This window comes from Thainema salinarum CENA647 (assembly GCF_057732415.1).
In genome coordinates, this window is the sequence record NZ_JBYJZJ010000022.1 from 2,835,306 (window position 1) to 2,854,254 (window position 18,949).

At 52.3% G+C, this 18,949-nt stretch carries 16 protein-coding genes and 1 other RNA gene; 8 read left to right on the top strand and 9 right to left on the bottom strand.

The window, feature by feature from the left end; translation table 11 throughout:
• Positions 1 to 87 precede the first annotated feature (87 nt).
• Positions 88 to 756, bottom strand: coding sequence for a Fe2+-dependent dioxygenase (locus tag AC286M_RS19275; RefSeq protein ID WP_488205930.1), 669 nt, complete (start codon positions 754 to 756; stop codon positions 88 to 90).
• Positions 757 to 844: 88 nt separating this feature from the next.
• Here AC286M_RS19275 and AC286M_RS19280 point away from each other — a divergent pair, with 88 nt between their 5' ends.
• Positions 845 to 2,098, top strand: a complete 1,254-nt coding sequence (locus tag AC286M_RS19280) for a sensor histidine kinase (protein ID WP_488205931.1) — start codon at positions 845 to 847, stop codon at positions 2,096 to 2,098.
• Positions 2,099 to 2,148: 50 nt separating this feature from the next.
• Here the strand turns inward: AC286M_RS19280 and plsY are convergent, their stop codons facing one another.
• Positions 2,149 to 2,811, bottom strand: a complete 663-nt coding sequence (gene plsY / locus AC286M_RS19285) for a glycerol-3-phosphate 1-O-acyltransferase PlsY (protein ID WP_488205932.1) — start codon at positions 2,809 to 2,811, stop codon at positions 2,149 to 2,151.
• A gap of 163 nt (positions 2,812 to 2,974) precedes the next feature.
• Between plsY and AC286M_RS19290 the strand changes: the two genes are divergently transcribed.
• Positions 2,975 to 4,312 (top strand): Na+/H+ antiporter NhaC family protein, encoded by a 1,338-nt coding sequence (locus AC286M_RS19290; RefSeq protein ID WP_488205933.1) that lies wholly within the window; start codon positions 2,975 to 2,977, stop codon positions 4,310 to 4,312.
• A 6-nt stretch (positions 4,313 to 4,318) separates the two neighbouring features.
• Here AC286M_RS19290 and ffs read toward each other — a convergent pair.
• The 4 genes from ffs to AC286M_RS19310 form a co-directional block, all read right to left on the bottom strand.
• An RNA gene (ffs, locus tag AC286M_RS19295) (signal recognition particle sRNA small type) lies at positions 4,319 to 4,415 on the bottom strand.
• A gap of 133 nt (positions 4,416 to 4,548) precedes the next feature.
• A complete protein-coding gene (locus tag AC286M_RS19300) occupies positions 4,549 to 6,054 on the bottom strand; it encodes a M16 family metallopeptidase (RefSeq protein ID WP_488205934.1) in 1,506 nt (501 codons plus the stop codon).
• A gap of 94 nt (positions 6,055 to 6,148) precedes the next feature.
• Entirely contained in the window at positions 6,149 to 7,690 is a 1,542-nt protein-coding gene (locus AC286M_RS19305; RefSeq protein WP_488205935.1) for a M16 family metallopeptidase, read from the bottom strand.
• A gap of 482 nt (positions 7,691 to 8,172) precedes the next feature.
• Positions 8,173 to 8,412 carry a hypothetical protein gene (locus tag AC286M_RS19310; RefSeq protein ID WP_488205936.1) on the bottom strand — a complete coding sequence of 80 codons (240 nt, stop codon included), beginning with the start codon at positions 8,410 to 8,412 and terminating at the stop codon, positions 8,173 to 8,175.
• 351 nt (positions 8,413 to 8,763) lie between these two features.
• Here AC286M_RS19310 and AC286M_RS19315 point away from each other — a divergent pair, with 351 nt between their 5' ends.
• The 4 genes from AC286M_RS19315 (at position 8,764) to AC286M_RS19330 (ending at position 11,912) form a co-directional block, all read left to right on the top strand.
• Entirely contained in the window at positions 8,764 to 9,567 is an 804-nt protein-coding gene (locus tag AC286M_RS19315; RefSeq protein ID WP_488205937.1) for an MlaE family lipid ABC transporter permease subunit, read from the top strand.
• Between the two features lie 129 nt (positions 9,568 to 9,696).
• Positions 9,697 to 10,113: a DUF3119 family protein gene (locus AC286M_RS19320; protein WP_488205938.1), complete on the top strand. Its 417-nt coding sequence runs from the start codon at positions 9,697 to 9,699 to the stop codon at positions 10,111 to 10,113.
• A 2-nt stretch (positions 10,114 to 10,115) separates the two neighbouring features.
• Positions 10,116 to 11,297: a DUF3086 domain-containing protein gene (locus AC286M_RS19325; RefSeq protein ID WP_488205939.1), complete on the top strand. Its 1,182-nt coding sequence runs from the start codon at positions 10,116 to 10,118 to the stop codon at positions 11,295 to 11,297.
• Between the two features lie 3 nt (positions 11,298 to 11,300).
• Positions 11,301 to 11,912 (top strand): L-threonylcarbamoyladenylate synthase, encoded by a 612-nt coding sequence (locus tag AC286M_RS19330; protein WP_488205940.1) that lies wholly within the window; start codon positions 11,301 to 11,303, stop codon positions 11,910 to 11,912.
• A 68-nt stretch (positions 11,913 to 11,980) separates the two neighbouring features.
• Here the strand turns inward: AC286M_RS19330 and pgsA are convergent, their stop codons facing one another.
• Positions 11,981 to 12,523 carry a CDP-diacylglycerol--glycerol-3-phosphate 3-phosphatidyltransferase gene (gene pgsA, locus AC286M_RS19335; protein ID WP_488205941.1) on the bottom strand — a complete coding sequence of 181 codons (543 nt, stop codon included), beginning with the start codon at positions 12,521 to 12,523 and terminating at the stop codon, positions 11,981 to 11,983.
• A gap of 281 nt (positions 12,524 to 12,804) precedes the next feature.
• Between pgsA and AC286M_RS19340 the strand changes: the two genes are divergently transcribed.
• Both AC286M_RS19340 and AC286M_RS19345 read left to right on the top strand, forming a co-directional pair.
• A complete protein-coding gene (locus AC286M_RS19340; protein ID WP_488205942.1) occupies positions 12,805 to 14,139 on the top strand; it encodes an ATP-binding protein in 1,335 nt (444 codons plus the stop codon).
• A gap of 241 nt (positions 14,140 to 14,380) precedes the next feature.
• The gene (locus AC286M_RS19345) at positions 14,381 to 17,422 is read left to right on the top strand and encodes an nSTAND1 domain-containing NTPase (RefSeq protein ID WP_488205943.1); all 3,042 of its coding nucleotides are present in this window, start codon (positions 14,381 to 14,383) and stop codon (positions 17,420 to 17,422) included.
• Here the strand turns inward: AC286M_RS19345 and AC286M_RS19350 are convergent.
• Positions 17,361 to 17,966, bottom strand: coding sequence for a pyroglutamyl-peptidase I family protein (locus tag AC286M_RS19350; RefSeq protein ID WP_488205944.1), 606 nt, complete (start codon positions 17,964 to 17,966; stop codon positions 17,361 to 17,363). The two genes, AC286M_RS19345 and AC286M_RS19350, sit on opposite strands and share 62 nt — an antisense overlap.
• Positions 17,967 to 18,001: 35 nt before the next feature.
• Positions 18,002 to 18,913 (bottom strand): prolipoprotein diacylglyceryl transferase, encoded by a 912-nt coding sequence (lgt, locus tag AC286M_RS19355; protein ID WP_488205945.1) that lies wholly within the window; start codon positions 18,911 to 18,913, stop codon positions 18,002 to 18,004.
• Positions 18,914 to 18,949 lie beyond the last annotated feature (36 nt).

Below are 18,949 nucleotides of genomic sequence, written 5' to 3' on the forward strand. Positions count from 1 at the left end.
TTGCCTTAAGATCTGTAACAGTCGGCTACCCGAAAATCTAACGTGGGAGTGAGCCGCCCATTAAGCGATACTACATATGCTACATTTTTACTCGCCCCACTTCCGCAAAAGATTTGAATGAGTTTTGGTCAGCAGGTCAAATTCATCGGTTTTACCGTCTTTGGCAAACAGGGCTCGCCGCACCGTATCGATTTCAAACAGGATTTCTCGCTCAGCCGGATCACGGATTAAACTCGCTACCCAGCCAACTACAACCCAGCGCTCTCCCTCGGTAACAGGCTTGACCTCGTGCAGTGTTGAAGAAGGATAGGCAAACGCCGATCCAGCTGGTAGCTTGATGCGGCGACCGCCGCCCACGTCATCAATTTCCAGTTCGCCACCCTGATACGATTCTGGGGCACTCAGAAATAGCGTAAACGATACGTCGGTGCGCAAATGTTGACTGCCACCCATGTAGGCATTGTCCACGTGGCTACCATAGGACATCCCCTTTTCGTAGCGACTAAACCGTAAGGAGTGAATGACTTTAGGGCGTATGGCCATTTGAAACAGCGGGTTGTTCCCCAAAGCAGAGGCTACTTTTTGCTGTAGGGAAGCCGCATGGGGATCGCTGGTATTCAACTGCAAATTATGTTTGACTAGTTTGGCATTCCAACCCGCTGTCGCTTTACCATCAATGAATTCAGCTTTACTCAACTGCTCCAGAATGTCGTCAACTTCTGCTGGGCTCAGCACGTTGGGAATTGTCAACATCATGGCGAGAATTAATAAAATCTAACGAGAATAATTTTCAAAGCTGCGATCGCACTCCTCATCCTGCCATAAATCAGCCTGAAATCACCGTATGCGGCATGAAATTACCATTCATAACCATCCATTTCCCTTCCTGCTGTACTTGGAATGGAGTCTGCTGGGGTTAGCTGTTTTGAGCGAGCTGCTGCCCGAACCCATTCCCCGGCCACCGCATCTCATTTTGTCTATTACAACGATCGGCTGCGTGTTGGGATTTGGCCTGATGGGACTGCGGATTCCGACTCGTCCTCTGTGGCTGAAGCTGGCCTATACCTCGTTAGAGTTTGGTCTGATTCTGCTGGTTACAATTGCTGGATTTCCAGGCCTGCGGCTGTTTCCGTTTCTGTACTTGATCCTAGTCATTCGCGGCTGCCTCATGTTTGAGCTGATGGGGCGACTCTTCGTAACGGGCACAACCTACCTCACATTCTTGGTGCTGCTCATCTATCGGCTGCAATCGCTGCGTCCGCTGCGCCGCCCTCCGCCCGTTATGCGGGATGGTATGCGGGACGGATCGTTTTCTCCATTTATTGTCAATTTCAGCTTCAACTTGGCAGCCTTGTTTGGCCTAGCGCTGGTTTTTGTGCTGTTACTCGTGAATGCGCTCCTGGCCGAACGCCGCAACCAGGAACAACTGGTAGAGGCGAATCAACAACTGCGGGACTATGCCCTGCGGGTGGAAAATTTAGCGATGGAACAAGAGCGATCGCGGATTGCCCGCGAAATTCATGACTCGCTGGGGCACTCTCTGACTGCCTTGAACATTCAGCTCGAAGGGGCACTAAAGCTCTGGCAGACCAATCCTGAAAAGGCGCAGCAGTTCCTGCGGGCATCCAAACAGCTTGGCTCAACCGCGCTGCAAGACGTGCGGCATTCGGTGTCTGCTTTGCGCACGAATCCTCTACAGGACAAGGGACTACAGGCTGCAATTAGCGAGTTGGCCCATGCCCATGCCCAAGCAACAGGTGTGACACCCACACTGGAGCTGGATTTGCCAGAACACCTGCCGACTGAACTGCAAACGGCTATCTATCGAATTATTCAAGAAGCATTAACCAATATTGCGCGTCATGCCAATGCTCAGCATGTGACGATTCAGGCCCGACTGGCATCAACTGATGTGCAAGCTGATATGAAAATTGCGATCGCAGATGATGGTCAAGGGTTTCAGCCTGAGCTAAACACCACTGGCTTTGGTCTTCAGGGTATGCGGGAGCGAACACTGGCCTTGCAGGGTGAGTTTCAAATTGAAAGCAAGCCTGGCCAAGGCTGCCGCGTGATGGCGCGATTACCGCTATCGGCATAATCGCTATCCGCTAATTTTCGTAGTTTTTGAAGGTTAAATTTTTGAGGCCGTTATCCCTGCGCTAATTTTTGACCGATCTTAGGCTCGGTGCCATCAAGAATGCGCTGGATATTGGTGCGGTGGCGCAGTATGACGTATAGACCCGCTGCGATCGCAAGTAGTAGATAGGGAATGGGTTGGCCAGTGGTAAACATCAAAATGACAGCAGTCAGCGCAGCGAGGATTGATCCCAGCGACACAATTCGCCACACGGCTAGGGTTAGAGCGAACACCACCAAGGCTCCTAATCCGACGGGCCAAGCCATCATGAATACGACACCGAGGCCAGTGGCAACGGATTTGCCACCCGTGAAGTTAATCCAGACAGAGCGGCTGTGACCTAGAATAGCCAATAGTCCCGCGAGCGTGACGATCCACGGTTGCCAGGATAACCAATCGGCTCCCGCTGCCCACGGTTGAGAGGCCATCCAGTTGTAACCTAGCGTAACTAGAAGAACTGCGATCGCGCCTTTGAGAATATCGACGACTAGCACGAAAAGAGCAGGCTTTTTGCCAAGGGTTCTCAGCACGTTGGTTGCACCTGTGCCACCGGAACCGTACTGGCGAATGTCAATTCCCTGTAACGCATAACCGACCAAATACCCAGTTGGCGTTGATCCCAACAGATATGCCAACGCAATAAACACAACGCTGATGCCGATCCCGACTCCCACAGTAAACCCTCTCTCAGTTGTCCACACTATTAGTCTACAAGGATACAGACTCGAAACAATATCCATGGATAGGGATTTAATTCGGGTTTAAAGATCTAGGCGAAAACTGGGGATCGCAATCAAGGGGATCATGACCTAGACCGGGATGCAGAGGTTGGCTGTAATGGATTTATTTGCCGCGCTGATTTGTTCGTTTACGCTGCTTTTGCTCAGCGTTTTACATGGCTATTTCATTGCTTATCCGCTGCTGGGATCGCTGCTGATTTTAATGGCCGTCTTTTGGCGGCGCGGTTTTAATCTGCGATCGCTGATCCGAATGGCCTACAGAAGCAGTCGCCAATCGTTTGGCGTAATTCGCATTCTGTTGCTGATTGGTGCCGTGATTGCCGTGTGGATGGCAGCGGGTACAATCCCGGCCTTGATGTACTACGGTTTGAAGCTGCTGCATCCTCGCCTGTTTATCCTGTCAGCGTTTGTCTTGACTAGCTTCGTTTCGGTGCTGCTTGGCACCTCGTTTGGCACGGCGGGCACAATCGGCGTGGCGCTGATGCTGATCGCCAAGGGCAGTGCTGCGAATCCGGACTGGGTGGCAGGGGCGATTATTGCAGGTGCCTATGTCGGCGATCGCTGTTCTCCCATGTCGTCTAGCGCGCATCTGGTCGCGACTTTGACGCAGACCGATATCTATCAAAACATTCGGCAGATGCTCCGAACAAGCGGCTGGCCATTGCTCCTATCCTGCGGCGTGTATTTACTGCTGTCGCTTTGGCAACCCGTCTACAGCGCAGAAAGTGACCTCACTGATCAGCTATCGCAGGTCTTTAATCTTCATCCGGTCGTTTTGCTGCCTGCTGTGCTGATTATGGTACTAGCGATCTGGCGCGTGCCTGTGCAGTGGTCGCTACTGCTGAGTATTGGCGTCGGAAGTGCGATCGCGCTTTTTGGGCAACAGCAGTCTGTTGCCTCGATTCTGCGCTGGCTGGTTCTGGGTTTTCAGCTTAATCCAGATGTCCCCTTGGCAGATTTACTACAAGGTGGCGGATTGTGGTCAATGGCGAAAGTATCGCTGGTTGTCGTTATCTCAACGGCTTTAGCTGGCATCATTGCTCAGACCAAAGCACTAGGGCAGATTGAGCAGTTTCTGCACCGTCGCTCATCCCGCTATGACCTGTTTTGCAGCACAGCGCTGATTAGTGTTGCCTCTGCCGCTTTTGGCTGCACCCAAGCCATTGCCATTCTGCTCACGCAGCAGTTGGTCACCGACCAGTACGATAAAGCGCTGCCTGTAGACGCTGCGGCTAGCCAACTCGCTGTTGATCTGGAAAATACAGCCGTTGTCCTATCGCCCCTCGTGCCGTGGAATATTGCGGGGCTGGTACCGGCGACCGTTTTAATGACTGATGCGGGATATATTCCCTATGCCGTTTATTTGTACCTGCTGCCGCTTCTGACGGGTATTAATCTGTATCGTCGAAAGCATACCCGTGAGAAAAGCCTTTAAAACAAAAGCGACCCGGAGGCCACGCCTATTACGAGCATCCCGTATTGCTGCTACCTTCCGGTCCTGACAAGATTTGGGCGTCGTAATCGCGTGGATCCGAGTCATTTCTACATTAACACTCTGTCTGACTTCTGTGTAGGGGAATTTCCATAAAACTCAAAGCGGACTGGTTATTGCTGTGTCACAGCAATAACCAGTCCGCTTTGAGTTTAGATCCAGAAAATATAGACTATGAACTAGTTAGCTGCCCCCACGGGTTCCGGAATGGAAACATCAATCGTTGATACCGTTCCATCGGGCGCTAGCGTACTCAGAGCGGGCTGAATTTGGGCTGAATTACCCACCACTAAAGTAACAATGTCCTCTGGATTGAGATAGGTCTGTGCCGCCTGTAGAACATCTTCTACCGTTGTCTCTTCAACCTCTCGCTGATACTGGAAGACAAAGTCCGCCGGATAGCCATAGTATTCATAGCGAATCAGACGAGATAGCGTTTGACTCGGATCTTGGAAGTTAAAGACAAAGCTGTTCAGAACCGAATCCTTCGCATATTGCAGTTCTTCGGCTGAAACTGGCGTTGTTCGGATCTGTTCAATTTCCCGCATCATCGCCTGGATAAACGGCACAGTCGCCTCCGACCGCGTTTGTCCACCACCGATAAACACGCCAGGGTAATCATAGCGAGCTGACCACACTCCATAAACGGAATAGGCTAAACCTTGGCGCGATCGCAACTCGTTAAACAGCCGTCCACCAAATCCATTTAGCACTCCGTTGAGGACGGACATGGCGGCATAGTCAGGGTTGTCAAACCGTCCGCCCAGATGTCCCATCTGAATAGAGCTCTGCGTCAGTTGGGGCTGATCGACAAAGAAGATACCGCCTTTCTTCGCTTGGGTAGCGTCGGGAATCTCGGGCAGCGGTTGATCATTAGTGGGTTGCCAATCACCCAGCTTCTCCTCAATCAGGACCTTAACCGCAACCGGATCGATATCGCCCACAACGCCTAGAATCATTTGATCCGGCTGCACGTAGCGGTTGTAGAACGCAATCACATCTTCACGGCTGATATTGCCGAGCGTTTCATACTCTGCTGTGCGGGCGTAGGGGCTATTCTCGCCGTAGATCAGCTTATAGAACTCGCGGCTAGCAATGTCGTCTGGATCGTCATTACGACGAGCGATACTGCCTTGGTACTGATTGAGGGATAAGGCAACCTTGTCGGGTTCAAAAGCTGGTTGCCGCAGAACTTCCACAAACAAATCAAAAACTTCATTCAGATCTTCACTAAGGGCACTGAAGCTGGCGCTGCCTGCGGTGCTGTCAATACCCGTTTCCACCGAAGCGGCCCGCTGTTCCAGCAGTTGATTCAGTTCATCGGACGAATGATTTTCGGTGCCGCCAGTGCGCATCACTTCCCCGACCACGCTGGCCAGTCCAACCTCATTGGCAGGTTCCCAGCGATCGCCACTGCGGAAGGTAACGCTGCCGCTCACTAGCGGTAGCTCGTGATCTTCCATCAGATAAACCACCATGCCGTTATCCAATTCAAATCGCTCGTATTCGGGAATTTGAATTTCGGGCAGCGGTGGAAATTCTAAATCGGCGTAAAACTTGGGCGTGACGGCAGCGGCTGGGGAGTGGGAATCAACCGCCAGTAGAATACCGCAGGTGACCAGCGCCAGCGTGAGAAACCGCATGACGCGGTGCCCCCACGACTGACCTAAACCAAACCATCCCATGAAGCTTGAGCCTCCTAATCGTTTGCGTTGCATCTTTGGCGTGAATTGCTTGGGTTGACTTGCTGTTGAATTGACTCTGTTCACGGTTGGCCTCCTATTCTGCTGCGTCCGACTTGGACAGCAATCGACCAACGGTTCGGTTCTCGGGGACGAATGTCGATTGGGCAACTCGCAGGACATCCTCGGCTGTCACTGCTTCGATGGCAGCTAATTCTTCGAAAACGTTCCGCCAACTGCCAGTTTTTACTTCAAATTCGGCTAAAAGGCTAGCCATCCCCTGATTAGATGACAGCGTGCGCAGTAGCCCAGCTCGAGTTTGCGTTTTGACGCGATCCAGATCTTGCTCGGAAACGGGTTCTGTCTTCAGCCGAGTCAATTCCTCATCCATTGCGGCGGCAATTTCATCAACCGTATGTCCTGGAGCCGTCAGCGCATAAAGCAGCATCATATTGGGAAACTTATCGCCAGGGAAGCCTGTGCTGCTACCAATATCAAGCGCAATCTGCTGGCCTTCAACCAAAGACTTATAGAGTCGAGCCGTGCGTCCCCCGGTTAAAATGCCGTCGATAATGGAATACACGGCATTGTCCGGATCGGTAACGGCGGGGCGGTGATAGCCCTCTAGATACCAGGGTTCAGAGTCCAGTTCAAGCGTATATTCGCGTTCTTCCGTCTGGACAGGTTCGTTGATTACCAGTTCAGCCGGAGCGGGTTTGGCTTCTAGTCGCCCAAAGTAAGCTGTCGCCAGTTCCTGTACTTGAGCTGGATCAACATCGCCGACAATGGCAATCACCAGATTGTTGGGAACGTAGTACTGATCAAAAAAGGTTTGAATATCTTCGCGCGTCGCTTGATACAAATCCGCCTCATAACCAATTACAGGCCGACGATAGGGATGTTCTGTGAATGCGACTTCCAGAAACTTCTCGATCATTTGGCCAATGGGCGAGTTATCCACCCGCATCCGCCGCTCTTCGAGAATCACTTCTTTCTCAGTGAAGAATTCGCGGAAGACAGGCTTGGAAAAGCGATCGGACTCAATCGACATCCATAACTCTAGCTTGTTGGAGGGAAAGCTGTAGAAATAGCGGGTGGCATCAGCTCCAGTGGTGGCATTCAAGCCCACTCCGCCAGCCTGCTCAACGATTTGGCCAAATTCATTTTGCTTGACGTACTGAACGGCTTCTTCCTGTAGCGATGCCAGCTCTGCTTGTAGCGCCTCAACGGCAGCTTCATCTCCTTCAGCTTGAGCGGCCTTGAGCTGATTGAAGACCACGTCCATTTCGTCAAGCAGTGGTGCTTCGGCAGCATAGTTCGTCGTGCCGATTTCGGTCGTGCCCTTAAAGGCCAAATGCTCTAAGTAGTGGGCGACGCCAGTTTTACCGTCCTCTTCATTGGCAGCTCCGACATCGGCATAGGTCATAAACGAGATGACGGGCGCTTGATGCCGTTCAAGCACAATAAACTTGAGGCCATTCTCTAGCGTGAATTCAGTAACGGCTTCCGCTACTCGATCTAAATAGGGCTGAATTGATTGGGCTGCAGTAGTTGTACTCGGCGATTCTGCGTCTTGGGCAAAAGCGGCTGTAGGAGTACCCACCCAAACCAGCAGACCGACCAGGAGAACGCTAATCAACTGCTGCCAGCTTCGTTGTGGAGCTGTTTTTTGAACTGAAGGGAAGAGTTGCAATTCTTTACGAGACGACACAGCCGAAAATACATTTCGCACATTTCGCAATCGAGTTTGAACGAAAGAGCAACCATCAGAAAAGAGAGGTGTTAATCGGGGCAAATTAACCCGACGATTCCCATAGCAATCAGGACGCATGAATCGTTACAGACAAATAAACGCCAATCTTCAGGATAGTCACTTTTTCTGCGAACGTCCGGGGAAAGCTGCGGACTTGTAACACAAGGAGTTGTGGGTAGATGGGTGGGAGGGTGGATGGGTAAGGGAGTGGATGGGTAAGGGAGTGGATGGGTGGATGAGTGATGGAGTGGATGGGTAGGAGGATGGATGGGGAAGGGAGTAGGTGGTGTTGAAAAGCAAATAAGCCCTATAGCTGACGTATGAGTCAACCGTAGGGCCTGTTTTAGAGATTTTGCATATTTTGTTTTTTAAGGATCGAATCCTTTGAAGCGCTGGTGTCGATAAAGGGCAAATGTATCGAAAAGTCCGCCAACTAGGCCAAAGGTAATGCCAATGATCACGACGCCATGAACTGGGTTGCCGCTGCCAAATACAGAAAGGAAATCATAAATTTGCTGTACCCCAATCTGGCTAATCATGTCCAAATCGGGAATGTAGCGAATCCCAAATGCCAAGGCAAAAATACTGGCGACGCTAATGACTGGCATCAAGAAGCTCAGCACAGTGGAAACAAAAAGAGATCGAATAAAATGTGAAGCAGTCATAAGATGACAGGTCTGTAGAAGATGTCAAAAGCTGCGATCGCATCTGTCGCAACTGTAACAGGCACTCTGTAACAAGTACTCTGACGAGCATGAAACAAGCATGAGTGGCAAGACTTCTCTATCCAGCATAGGAGTAATTTCCTAGTTGCGTTGTTCATCCGTCACAAAGATTAAATTTTCCTAAAAAAACGAGAAATCTCGATAGAAGTCGATGAATTTGCCGCTTAACATTCTGTGGCGTGTGGACGGAATCTCATCCAGAATGGCTTGAATATCACTATCGCGAAGAGAACTATGCAGCTAAGAGAAGTCATCCGGCAGTCGAGTCTAGGGCTGTGGTTTCATCGGTTACTGGCAGCCGTGTTACTGGCAGGACAAGTTGTCATCCATTTAATAGGCGGTAAAATTCATCGACGCAACACGCTCGATCAAATGGCTGCTGTTGGCCCCGAATCGCTGCTAATTGCTTTGGTGACGGCTGGCTTTGTCGGTATGGTGTTCACGATTCAAGTGGCCCGTGAGTTCATTGCCTTTGGTGCTGGATCAACTGTGGGTGGGGTACTGGCGCTGGCTCTCGTGCGTGAACTGGCTCCGGTTTTGACCGCAGTTGTGATTGCAGGTCGCGTCGGTTCGTCCTTTGCGGCAGAAATTGGCACCATGCAGGTCACAGAGCAAATTGATGCGCTCCACATGCTCAAAACTGACCCGATTGATTACCTGGTGATTCCCAGAGTGCTGGCCTGCGGATTGATGATGCCGTTTTTGACCATGCTGTCCTTTGTGACTGGGATGGTTGGCGGATTAATTGTGGCGATTTCGCTCTATGGACTGTCTCAAAACCTATTCTGGGATTCAGCCCAAGGATTTTTGAGCATCTGGGATATTTTTGCGGCCATGTTCAAGTCGGTTGTGTTTGGTGCCATCATTGCCGTGATTGGCACCAGCTGGGGCTTGACGACCACGGGAGGCGCGAAGGGAGTTGGGCAGTCTACAACAACCGCTGTGGTTACATCCCTGTTAGCCATTTTTATCAGCAATTTTTTCTTGTCCTGGATTATGTTCCAAGGTCAGGGCAGTGCATTTTTGCAGGGATTGTAGTTGGTTGAGGTTTTTACTGACCATAATCCGGCAACGCTACAGCCTTTAGGCATTACAGTAATATGAAACTGTGTCAAAAATCTGGTTGTGCTAATCGGCAACTCCAGGATGAATTCAAGGATTTTACCCGTGACTTCTGTTCAATCATCTGAATCCTCAGCCAAAGGAACGGTGCAGCTACCGCCGGACTATCGATTGCCGATCGCAGTTGTATTATTTGCCATTCCTTTTGCGTTCATTAAGTGGTGGGTCGGTTTGCCAATTGCTCTGTTTGGCGTGTTTCTGTTGGTACAGACCGCAACGCTGCGACTCAAGTTCACGGAGACGGATCTAGACATTTATCGGGGCGAAACGCTGATTTGTCGCTTTCCCTATCAGGAGTGGGAGCATTGGGAAATTTTTTGGTCGCCCGTGCCGATTTTGTTTTACTTCCGTGAGGTGAAGAGTATTCACTTTTTGCCGATGCTGTTTAATCCCACGGCTCTGCGAGATAGCCTAGAAGCGCGGCAACTTCCCCAAGTGACTGAAGCAGAAACGGACAGCTAAACATGAATCCTTACGAATCTCCCAATCCAGAATCAGACGCAGAAGACCGCATGACGGATGCCCAACCTGCAAACTCGCCCGATCGGACAGAATCCGGCAAGCCGCTTAACCTATCTCAAAGCAGCACTGATTCCTCTCGTCGGCTATCCCGGACGTTTTCGGTTACGGAGTCGGCTGCTGAACCTGTCATGCCAGAGCGCGATCGCACATCTCCTTCTCCTCCCTCTGAAACTCAAAACCTGGTCAACCAGCTTCTCCGAGACAGCCTCAAGGAATTGGAAAAACGGCGTAACACCCTGCGGCTAGAGGTTGAGCAGCTTGAGCGGCGGCGCGATCGCATTCAGACTGAAATGCGCCAGAGCTTTGCTGGAGTTTCCCAGGATCTGGCAGTGCGGGTGCAGGGCTTTAAAGATTACCTCGTAGGCAGCTTGCAGGATCTTGCGATCGCAGCCGAGCAGCTTGAATTGGCTCCACCTCAACAGCCAGCCCCCAAGCCAGCGCCGCCTTCTCCCATACCTCAACAGACTCGACAACCAGCCCCCGCTGCCACTACAGCTGAAGCAGAGGATATGCAGCCCCGCTTCACGGATGAGCGATTTCAACGGCAAATTCGGCGGATTCGAGCGCTCTTGGATCAGTACCGCACTCGGCCCGAATACTATGGTCCCCCGTGGCAACTGCGCCGCACATTTGAGCCAATTCACGCCGAGCGGGTGTCGAACTGGTTCTTTAAACAAGGCGGTCGTGGCGCGGTGCGCAGTATGGGCAGCCGCCTGCAAAACGTGCTGGTCACGTCGGCGGTGATTTCGATTTTGAAAGATATCTACCAAGATCGCTTAGGCGTTTTGATTCTGACCGATACGCCGGAACGCTTGGGTGAGTGGCGACGGGGATTGCAGGACTGTCTCGGTATTGCCCGTATGGACTTTAACATTGAACAGGGTGTCGTGCTATTTGAAGCGCCCGAACCGCTGGCTCAGCGGGCTGAGCGGATGATGGAACGAGGCATGCTGCCGCTGATTGTGGTTGATGAGGCCGAGGGCAAAATTGACCTATCGATTTTGCAGTTTCCGCTGTGGCTGGCGTTTGCACCCAATCCAGCGCCCCTTTCTTCCAATCGTCCCCCAGAACGCGATCGCTATTTTGATCGACCTTCTCCCGATCGGTTTGGCAGCAGATTCTAGACCATGTACGTATTATTCGACGCTTTAATTCAAGCCGCGCAGTCCGGCCGGCTAATTAGCTTTCCCACGGATACCGTCCCCGCCCTCGCCGTTCGTCCGGAGCAAGCGGCAAAAATCTATGAGGCGAAGCAGCGCAGCTTTGACAAACCACTGATTCTGATGGCGGCAACACCAGAGGATTTATGGCCCTACGTGTCAGGGACGACTGAAGAACAGGCTACCTGGCAACAAGTCGCTGAAAGGTACTGGCCAGGAGCGCTCACGTTAGTTTTACCCGCCAGTGAGCAATTACCGGAAGGAATTAATCCAGCGGGTACACAAACCGTAGGAATTCGCATTCCTAATTCTGCGATCGCACGCCGTGTCCTGGCTCAAACTGGCGTTCTAGCCACCACCAGCGTTAATAAATCCGGCCAGCCACCGCTGCTGACCGCCAAAGATATTGACACTTTTTTTCCTGAAGTCAACGTAATGCCAGATGACCTCTGCGCTCAGTTAATGGCTGAAACTCAAGGTTCACAGGCTGCTGATCCGGGTGGTGTCCCTTCAACAGTGGTGCTGTGGCAGGGAGATCGCTGGCAAGTTTTACGCCAGGGCGGTGTGCAGTTCTCGTAGGGACACGGCAATGCCGTGTCCCTACAATAGGCGATTGGTAGATTGAAAATTTTGACTCAACTGCCGATCTATTGAACAGATGTCTTTGCTGAAGGTGTGGCAGGCCAGAGGTAGATTGCGCCGGAGATGAGGGTGAGGGCGACGGCGGCCCAGAAGAACCAGATGCCGATGGTTAGAGTTGGAGCGGGTAGGGGGGCGATTAGAAGTGCGATCGCAGCAATTTGGGTGACGGTTTTGAGCTTGCCCCAGATATTTGCGCCGGAGATGCTGGTTTTGCCCTGTAACGAAGGATTGACGCGCCAGCCTGCCACGGTAAGCTCTCGTGCCAAGATTAAAAATACGCCCCAAGCGGGTACGAGCTGCTGTTCAACCAGGACTAACAGCGGTGCTAGTACAAGTAATTTATCGACCAGCGGATCGAGAAATTTGCCCAGATCCGTGACTTGGTTCAAGCGGCGGGCCAGGTAGCCATCCACCCAGTCTGTTAGCGAAGCGATTAGGAAAACGACTAAGCTAAACCACTGCCAAAACGGATCGGGCAGGAACAGCGTGACCAGCAGAATTGGAGCAGCGAGCAGTCGCGAAACGGTGATCCAGGTGGGCAAATTCATAGCAAGAGCCAAAATTCCGACGGATACAACATCGGGTGATTGTATTACATCAAATTTTACTGACATTTGCGGAGAGGTTGAATCTGCCGGATACCGGATATGTAGATGGGGGCAGGGGGGCAGGGGGGCAGGGGAGCAGAAGGGGCAGGGGAGCGGGGGAGCAGGGGGGATTTTGCGATCGCAACCACTAGCCATCACCTCATCGTCCATGAGCCGATGGCATACACTGAAACAAAGCAAAACCCAATCCAAAATCCAAAATCGCCAATCCAAAATCTCCCATGCCTCTCGACGCCACAACGTTCTACCAAGCCTGTAATCCGGGTCGCCCGCTGGAAATTCAGAACAACCGCGATCTCGATTTTTATGTGGATTTTTCGGCAGTGCGCGGTGGCGATGTAATTCACGAACTGACGCGCACGATTACGCGCCTGTCGCCGGATGAGCCGACCTGTCAGCTATTTACGGGGCATATTGGCTGCGGCAAATCGACGGAGCTGTTTCGGCTCAAGTATGAGTTGGAGCAGCAGGGCTTTCACGTGGTCTACTTTGAGTCCGATCGTAATTTGGAAGTGGCGGATGTAGACATCAGCGACATTCTGCTGGTGATTGCCTATCAGGTGGATCAAAGCCTGATCGCGCAGGGGATTCAGCTTAAGTCGAACTACTTTGGCGATCTATTTGAAAAATTGAAAAGCTGGCTGCAAATGCCGTTTCAGATTTCCGAAGTTAGCTTCTCAATGGGCATCGCCGAAATCACTGCCGAAGCTAAAGCCAGTCCAGAACTGCGAAGTCAATTGCGGCAATATCTGGAACCCCGCACTAAAACGATTATTGATGCCATTAATCGTGAGCTACTCGTACCTGCGATCGCAACGCTCAAGGCCCAGGGAAAGAAGGGTCTAGTCGTGATCATGGACAATCTCGACCGGGTGGAGAGTACGAAAAAAATTAGCGATCGCACCCAGCCTGAATACTTATTCATTGACCGAGGAATGCAGCTACGGCAGCTTAGGTGTCACATGGTCTACACAATGCCGCTGTCGCTTATTTTCTCGAACGATCAGGCGCGACTGACCAGCCGCTTTGGCAGCAATCCTAAAGTATTGCCGATGGTGCCCGTGCAGACTCGCAGTGGCGAACCGTTTATCAAAGGACTGGCGCTGATGCGGCGAATGGCAATGGTGCGGGCGTTCCCGACCGTAGATTTTGATGTCGATCCGGATCAGTTTCCGGCCTTGCTGCCTGAGGTGTTTGACAATTTAGCAACATTAGATCGAGTCTGTCAGGCCAGCGGCGGACATGTGCGGAACCTGTTGCGATTAATCACGGGTTGCCTGCAAAAGCAAGATCCACCGATTCAGCGCTCCGTCCTTGAATCGGTGATTCGCGATGAGCGGGACAATCTGAGTGCGCCACTGTCGAATGAAGAATGGCAACTTCTATTCAATGCCGTCGAGCAGCGCTCGATTCAGGGCGATGAGGACTATAATCTGCTGCTGCGGGGTTTGTTTTTATTTGAATATCGCGATCAGCAGGGCCGCTGGTTTGATATCAATCCGATTTTGGCCGAGGCCGAACCGTTTAAGCAGTGGGCACAGCACAATAGATTGTAGAAAGGATATGCAAAGAAACTGGGTTTCTTTGACGCATTTAGCGTAGGTGTACGATCCCCCGCTGTCGCCGCCCCCTTAAAAAAGGGGCTATTCCAACTCTGGCTCAAAGTTCCCCCTTTTTCTAAGCGAAGCCATGCCCGAAAGGCTATAGGGGGATTTAGGGGGATCTATGCAGAGTGTCGCGCTAAACAAGTACGTTTGAAACCGGGTTTCTTAACCCCTAGCGAGAGCTGAGTGAATTATGTCTGTCGTTCGAGGACATACTGCTGAAGAGATTGTGGCCCATAATGCGGAGTCACTGAATCAGCTTGTGCGATCGCTCTTATTTAGCCAGGGCGATTTTTCACTGATTCTTGTGCGCTGTAACTATGTCCGGCTGCGAAACATCCTGATTGAGTCGCTACAGGCTGACGAGCAGATGCGGGATTTGCAGGTGGTGCAGCTAGCGGCGGATGCGGACGGATTACGAGTTGCCATTCAGCAGCAGGTTCAAACCAGTCCCAAGTCCGTGTTTGTGACTGGGCTGGAAACGGTCAAATCGCTGACCGGATTTCTAGCCTCGGCCAATCAGATTCGCGACAGTTTGCGGCAGGATTTTGCCTTTCCGATTGTCCTCTGGGTCAATGACCACGTACTGCAAACCTTCAACCGCACCGCACCCGACCTGAAAACCTTTGCACCAACTCCCATCCAAGTTGGCTATCCGCCCGGAGAACTGCTGCATTCGCTGCATCAGGAGGCCAATCGCCTGTTTCAAATTGCGCTGAATGCGGGTAGCGATCGCTTTTTGCCGGATTCAGAATTTGGCATTGAACCGGGTTCGCGCCGACGATATGAGCTGGAATTTGCCCTGAGTGATATCCAGGCGCAGGGTGAAGCACTGGATGCAGAGTTGCAGGCCAGTCTGGACTTTGTGCAGGCTCGCGATGCCCATGCCAATGGCGAAATGGAAGCGGCACGGCGGCTATACGAGCAAAGCTTGGCCTTTTGGCAAGCAAAAGCAAAACAGGCGGAGCAACTTTTGACGCTGCCCAACCCTGACTCAGATATCCAGCAGTTAACCGATCAAATTCATCAGGCTTGTCATGCTGGTCACACCGCCCATGCCCCGATGATTTCGGCGGCTGAACGCTACGGCTGCCTGCTGTTTTACTTGGGCCTCTGGTGGCGCAGCTACGCGGTGTTGCAGCGCAGCACCTACCGAACCGCCTGTGAGCAGGCACGGCGCTATTTTGTCGAAAGTCTCACCGTCTTTCAGCAGGCGAATCGGCTGGACGTGGTGGCGCGATACGTACTCGCCTTGGCCGAAGTGCTGCAAAAGCTGGGCCGACTTCCCATGCCCAATCCTGAAATTTGGCACGAACTGGAAGAAGTTTCCCTGGCGGCACTGGAGCTGCACGCGCTCTATGATGACCCGATTCGTCGCGCCCGCGATCGCGGATTTTTGGCCGAGATCAACCTAATTCGGGAAGAGTGGAAACTGGCCATTCGGGAAGGCGAACAGGCTCTAGCGCTGTTGGACAATGTCGAGATTCCCGCCGAACAGGTTTGGATTGTCCAAGCTCAGCAGGGCTGGTATCACTACCTAATCGGGGCCGCCCAGATTCACCTGCGCGATCGCAACCAGGCGATCAAAAATTTGGAAATCGCCAGCCAGCAGGTCAACCCCCGCTATGATTTGACTCTGTACCGCTTGGTGCTGGATACGCTGCACGACCATTACTACGACAAAGGCAGCTACCACAAAGCCTTCCAGGTCAAGCAGCAGCTTGAGCAAGTCGAAAGCAGCTTTGGCCTGCGCGCCTTTATCGGTGCCGTCCCCATTCAGCCCTGGCAATCTCCCAGCACAGTCGGCGTACCAGAAGATGAGATCGCACCTGCCCCCGATCAGATCTCCAACCCAAAAGCCAACGCCATCGTCATCTCCAGTCGCCAACAGGACGTAGATCGCCTGCTCGCCCGCATCGAAGACGACCAGTACAAGCTCACCGTCATCCACGGCCAATCCGGCGTCGGCAAAAGCTCCATCCTCAAAGCCGGACTCATCCCCCGCCTTCATCAACAGAAATTCTTAAAAGGACGGAGAATACGTGCGATCGCACTCAACAACTACGTTGACTGGCCCACTGACCTCACCACGCAACTGAATTCTGCTCTCCCCTTCTCCCCCACCCCAGACATCCTCGATTCCCATCCACCCATCCACCCATCTACCCATCTACCCCTCACCCCTCACTCCTCACCCGATTCCCATCCACCCATCCACCCATCTACCCATCTACCTCTTACCCCTTACTCCTCACTCCTCACCCTCCTCAACCAAAACCACTTCCTAATCTTGATCTTCGACCAGTTTGAAGAATTCTTCTTTGAATGGCCCGACCTGCAAGAGCGCCGCGCATTCTGGCAATTCCTGAGCGACTGCATCAATGAACCGTTCGTTAACGTGATTTTGTCGCTACGGGAAGATTACCTGCACTATTTGCTGGAGTGCGAACGGCTAACGGATTTAGAGATCATCAATAACGACATCCTCAGTCGAGACGTGCGCTACTACCTGGGCAACTTCTCGCGACAGGATGCCCGCACGGTGATTGAAACGTTGACGCAGCGATCGCAGTTTGAGCTGGATGCAGATTTAGTGGATGCCTTGGTAGCCGATCTATCGGTAGAACACCAAGACGTGCGACCGATTGAACTTCAGGTCGTGGGGGCACAGCTTCAGCGGGAAGAGATTACGACACTGGCGCAATATCGAGCTTTGGGCGACTCGCCCAAGCAGGTGCTAGTGGAGCATTTCCTGCATGAATCGGTGCAAGACTGTGGCCGCGAAAATCAGGAGTTAGCCAATCTGATTCTGTTTTTCTTGACGGAAGAAGGCGGCATTCGTCCGCAGAAGACGCGGGAGGAACTGGAAACCGATGTGGAAGGTCTATTGCTCCAGGATGCGACAGAGCGAGATTTTGCGCTGGTGCTGGAAATACTGGTCGGCTCCGGCCTAGTATTTGAAATTCCAGCTGCGCCAGAGCCACGCTATCAGCTTGTGCATGACTACCTGGTGGACTACATTCGCCAACAGCAGTCACCGGGACTGGTACAGCAGCTCAAAACGGCCCAGGCCAAACGTCAGGAAGCAGAGGATGCCAAGCGCTTAGCCGATGAACGGCTGAATCAGGTTTTGCAGAAGCAGCTCACTCAGGCCAGACGCGCTGTGGTTGTGGTCACGATTTTTGCCGTGTGTATGGTGAGCTTAGAGCTGTTTTTGTTGTTGGCGCAGCTGTAGATGACGCAACCCAAGCGCTAATTTGCTGCACAATTTGAGTGAAATCGGTCAGGATCGCTGCTTGATTATCGGTAGTCAAAACCGGGACATGTACGAATAGGCAAGGCGACGACAGTCGTTGACTATGGACGTGTTTCAGCACTGAGTAGTAGGTGTGGTTGCAGACAAAGCTGCCCGCATCGTGGCTGATATCGGTGAAGGTGAGATCCTGAACGAGCTGATCAAGCGGCAGCGGCGTGTGATAGATATCGTCTCGGTTATGGCGATGAGTGCCGCGTGATTCAACGCTGAGCCGAGGACGGGTTTCGGCCATGCCGCAGCAGATGATGCTGTGGGGTTGCAGATGATTGACGGTTTCAATAATCCGAGCCGGAGCGTGATCATAGTCCACCGGGAGCTGGCGTAAATAGTGGAGTTGAGTGCTGAAGCTAGGTATTATCCTGTCGCACTCTTGCGTCATTAGTTCCAGCAGATCGTCAGCGGAGTTGGACTGATGATGATCTTCCCAAATCGTGAAAGACGTGAGCAAAATTTTGGGCGACATGGGCAATGGCTTGTGGTGTGAAGGGACGAAGTCGGTTACAAATCAGACGATTCTGAATACTTGCGTTTAGGGTCAGGCCGATTGGGATCAACCACATCCGGTAGCGATCGCTTGGCACCGTAGAGCCACCAGAGACCGAGTAGGCCAACTGCGATCGCAACTAAACTAATCACCTGCGCCATACGTAACGGGCCAAGCATCAGGCTATCTAGCCGTAAACCCTCAATCCAGACCCGACCGGAACTATAGGCTGCCATGTAGACCATTGCTAGCGTACCCACCTTCAGCCGTCCCGGACGCCGCAATCCCCAGAAAAACAGCCCCAGCAGCAAGACCAATACGCCAATATTCCACAGCGATTCATAGAGAAACGTCGGGTGATAATAGGCCACATCGCCTAATCCCGGTGGACGCCGATTCGGTGGAATATACAGCCGCCACGGCAAATCCGTCGGTGCGCCAAAGGCTTCTGAATTGAAGAAGTTGCCCCAGCGACCAATCGCCTGTCCCAAAATCAGCGACGGAGCCACTAAATCCGCCATCTGCCAAAACGAGACTTTACGGATTCGACAAAAGATCAGTGTGGCCAATGAACCGCCAATAATCGCGCCGTGAATGGCAATGCCGCCCTGCCAAATGGCAAAGATACTGGCCGGATCGTCGGCATACTGCGACCATTCAAACAGCACGTAGTAGAGCCGCGCTCCCGGCAGCGCCCCAATCACCAGCCAAATCGCCAAATCACCCAGCAAATCGGGATCAACATTGCGCCGCTTGGCCAGATACTGCGACAGCGTCACGCCGAGCAGCACCGCACTGGCAATCAGTAGGCCGTACCAGCGAATGGTAAATGGCCCCGCTTCGAAGGCAATTGGCCCCGGCGATTGAAATTGAGCCACAATTATCAGCGGCAGATAAAACCCAGCAGTAATCAACAGTGGCAGCATAAAGGTACGACGATAACGACAGGGCGAATGCCCAAA

Bases quoted from the DNA above. Each gene is read 5' to 3' on its own strand.
- AC286M_RS19275 (WP_488205930.1), bottom strand. From the start codon at position 756: ATGATGTTGACAATTCCCAACGTGCTGAGCCCAGCAGAAGTTGACGAC.
- AC286M_RS19280 (WP_488205931.1), top strand. From the start codon at position 845: ATGCGGCATGAAATTACCATTCATAACCATCCATTTCCCTTCCTGCTG.
- AC286M_RS19290 (WP_488205933.1), top strand. From the start codon at position 2,975: ATGGATTTATTTGCCGCGCTGATTTGTTCGTTTACGCTGCTTTTGCTC.
- AC286M_RS19300 (WP_488205934.1), bottom strand. From the start codon at position 6,054: ATGGGATGGTTTGGTTTAGGTCAGTCGTGGGGGCACCGCGTCATGCGG.
- AC286M_RS19310 (WP_488205936.1), bottom strand. From the start codon at position 8,412: ATGCCAGTCATTAGCGTCGCCAGTATTTTTGCCTTGGCATTTGGGATT.
- AC286M_RS19315 (WP_488205937.1), top strand. From the start codon at position 8,764: ATGCAGCTAAGAGAAGTCATCCGGCAGTCGAGTCTAGGGCTGTGGTTT.
- AC286M_RS19325 (WP_488205939.1), top strand. From the start codon at position 10,116: ATGAATCCTTACGAATCTCCCAATCCAGAATCAGACGCAGAAGACCGC.
- AC286M_RS19330 (WP_488205940.1), top strand. From the start codon at position 11,301: ATGTACGTATTATTCGACGCTTTAATTCAAGCCGCGCAGTCCGGCCGG.
- pgsA (WP_488205941.1), bottom strand. From the start codon at position 12,523: ATGAATTTGCCCACCTGGATCACCGTTTCGCGACTGCTCGCTGCTCCA.
- AC286M_RS19340 (WP_488205942.1), top strand. From the start codon at position 12,805: ATGCCTCTCGACGCCACAACGTTCTACCAAGCCTGTAATCCGGGTCGC.
- AC286M_RS19345 (WP_488205943.1), top strand. From the start codon at position 14,381: ATGTCTGTCGTTCGAGGACATACTGCTGAAGAGATTGTGGCCCATAAT.
- AC286M_RS19350 (WP_488205944.1), bottom strand. From the start codon at position 17,966: ATGTCGCCCAAAATTTTGCTCACGTCTTTCACGATTTGGGAAGATCAT.
- lgt (WP_488205945.1), bottom strand. From the start codon at position 18,913: ATGCTGCCACTGTTGATTACTGCTGGGTTTTATCTGCCGCTGATAATT.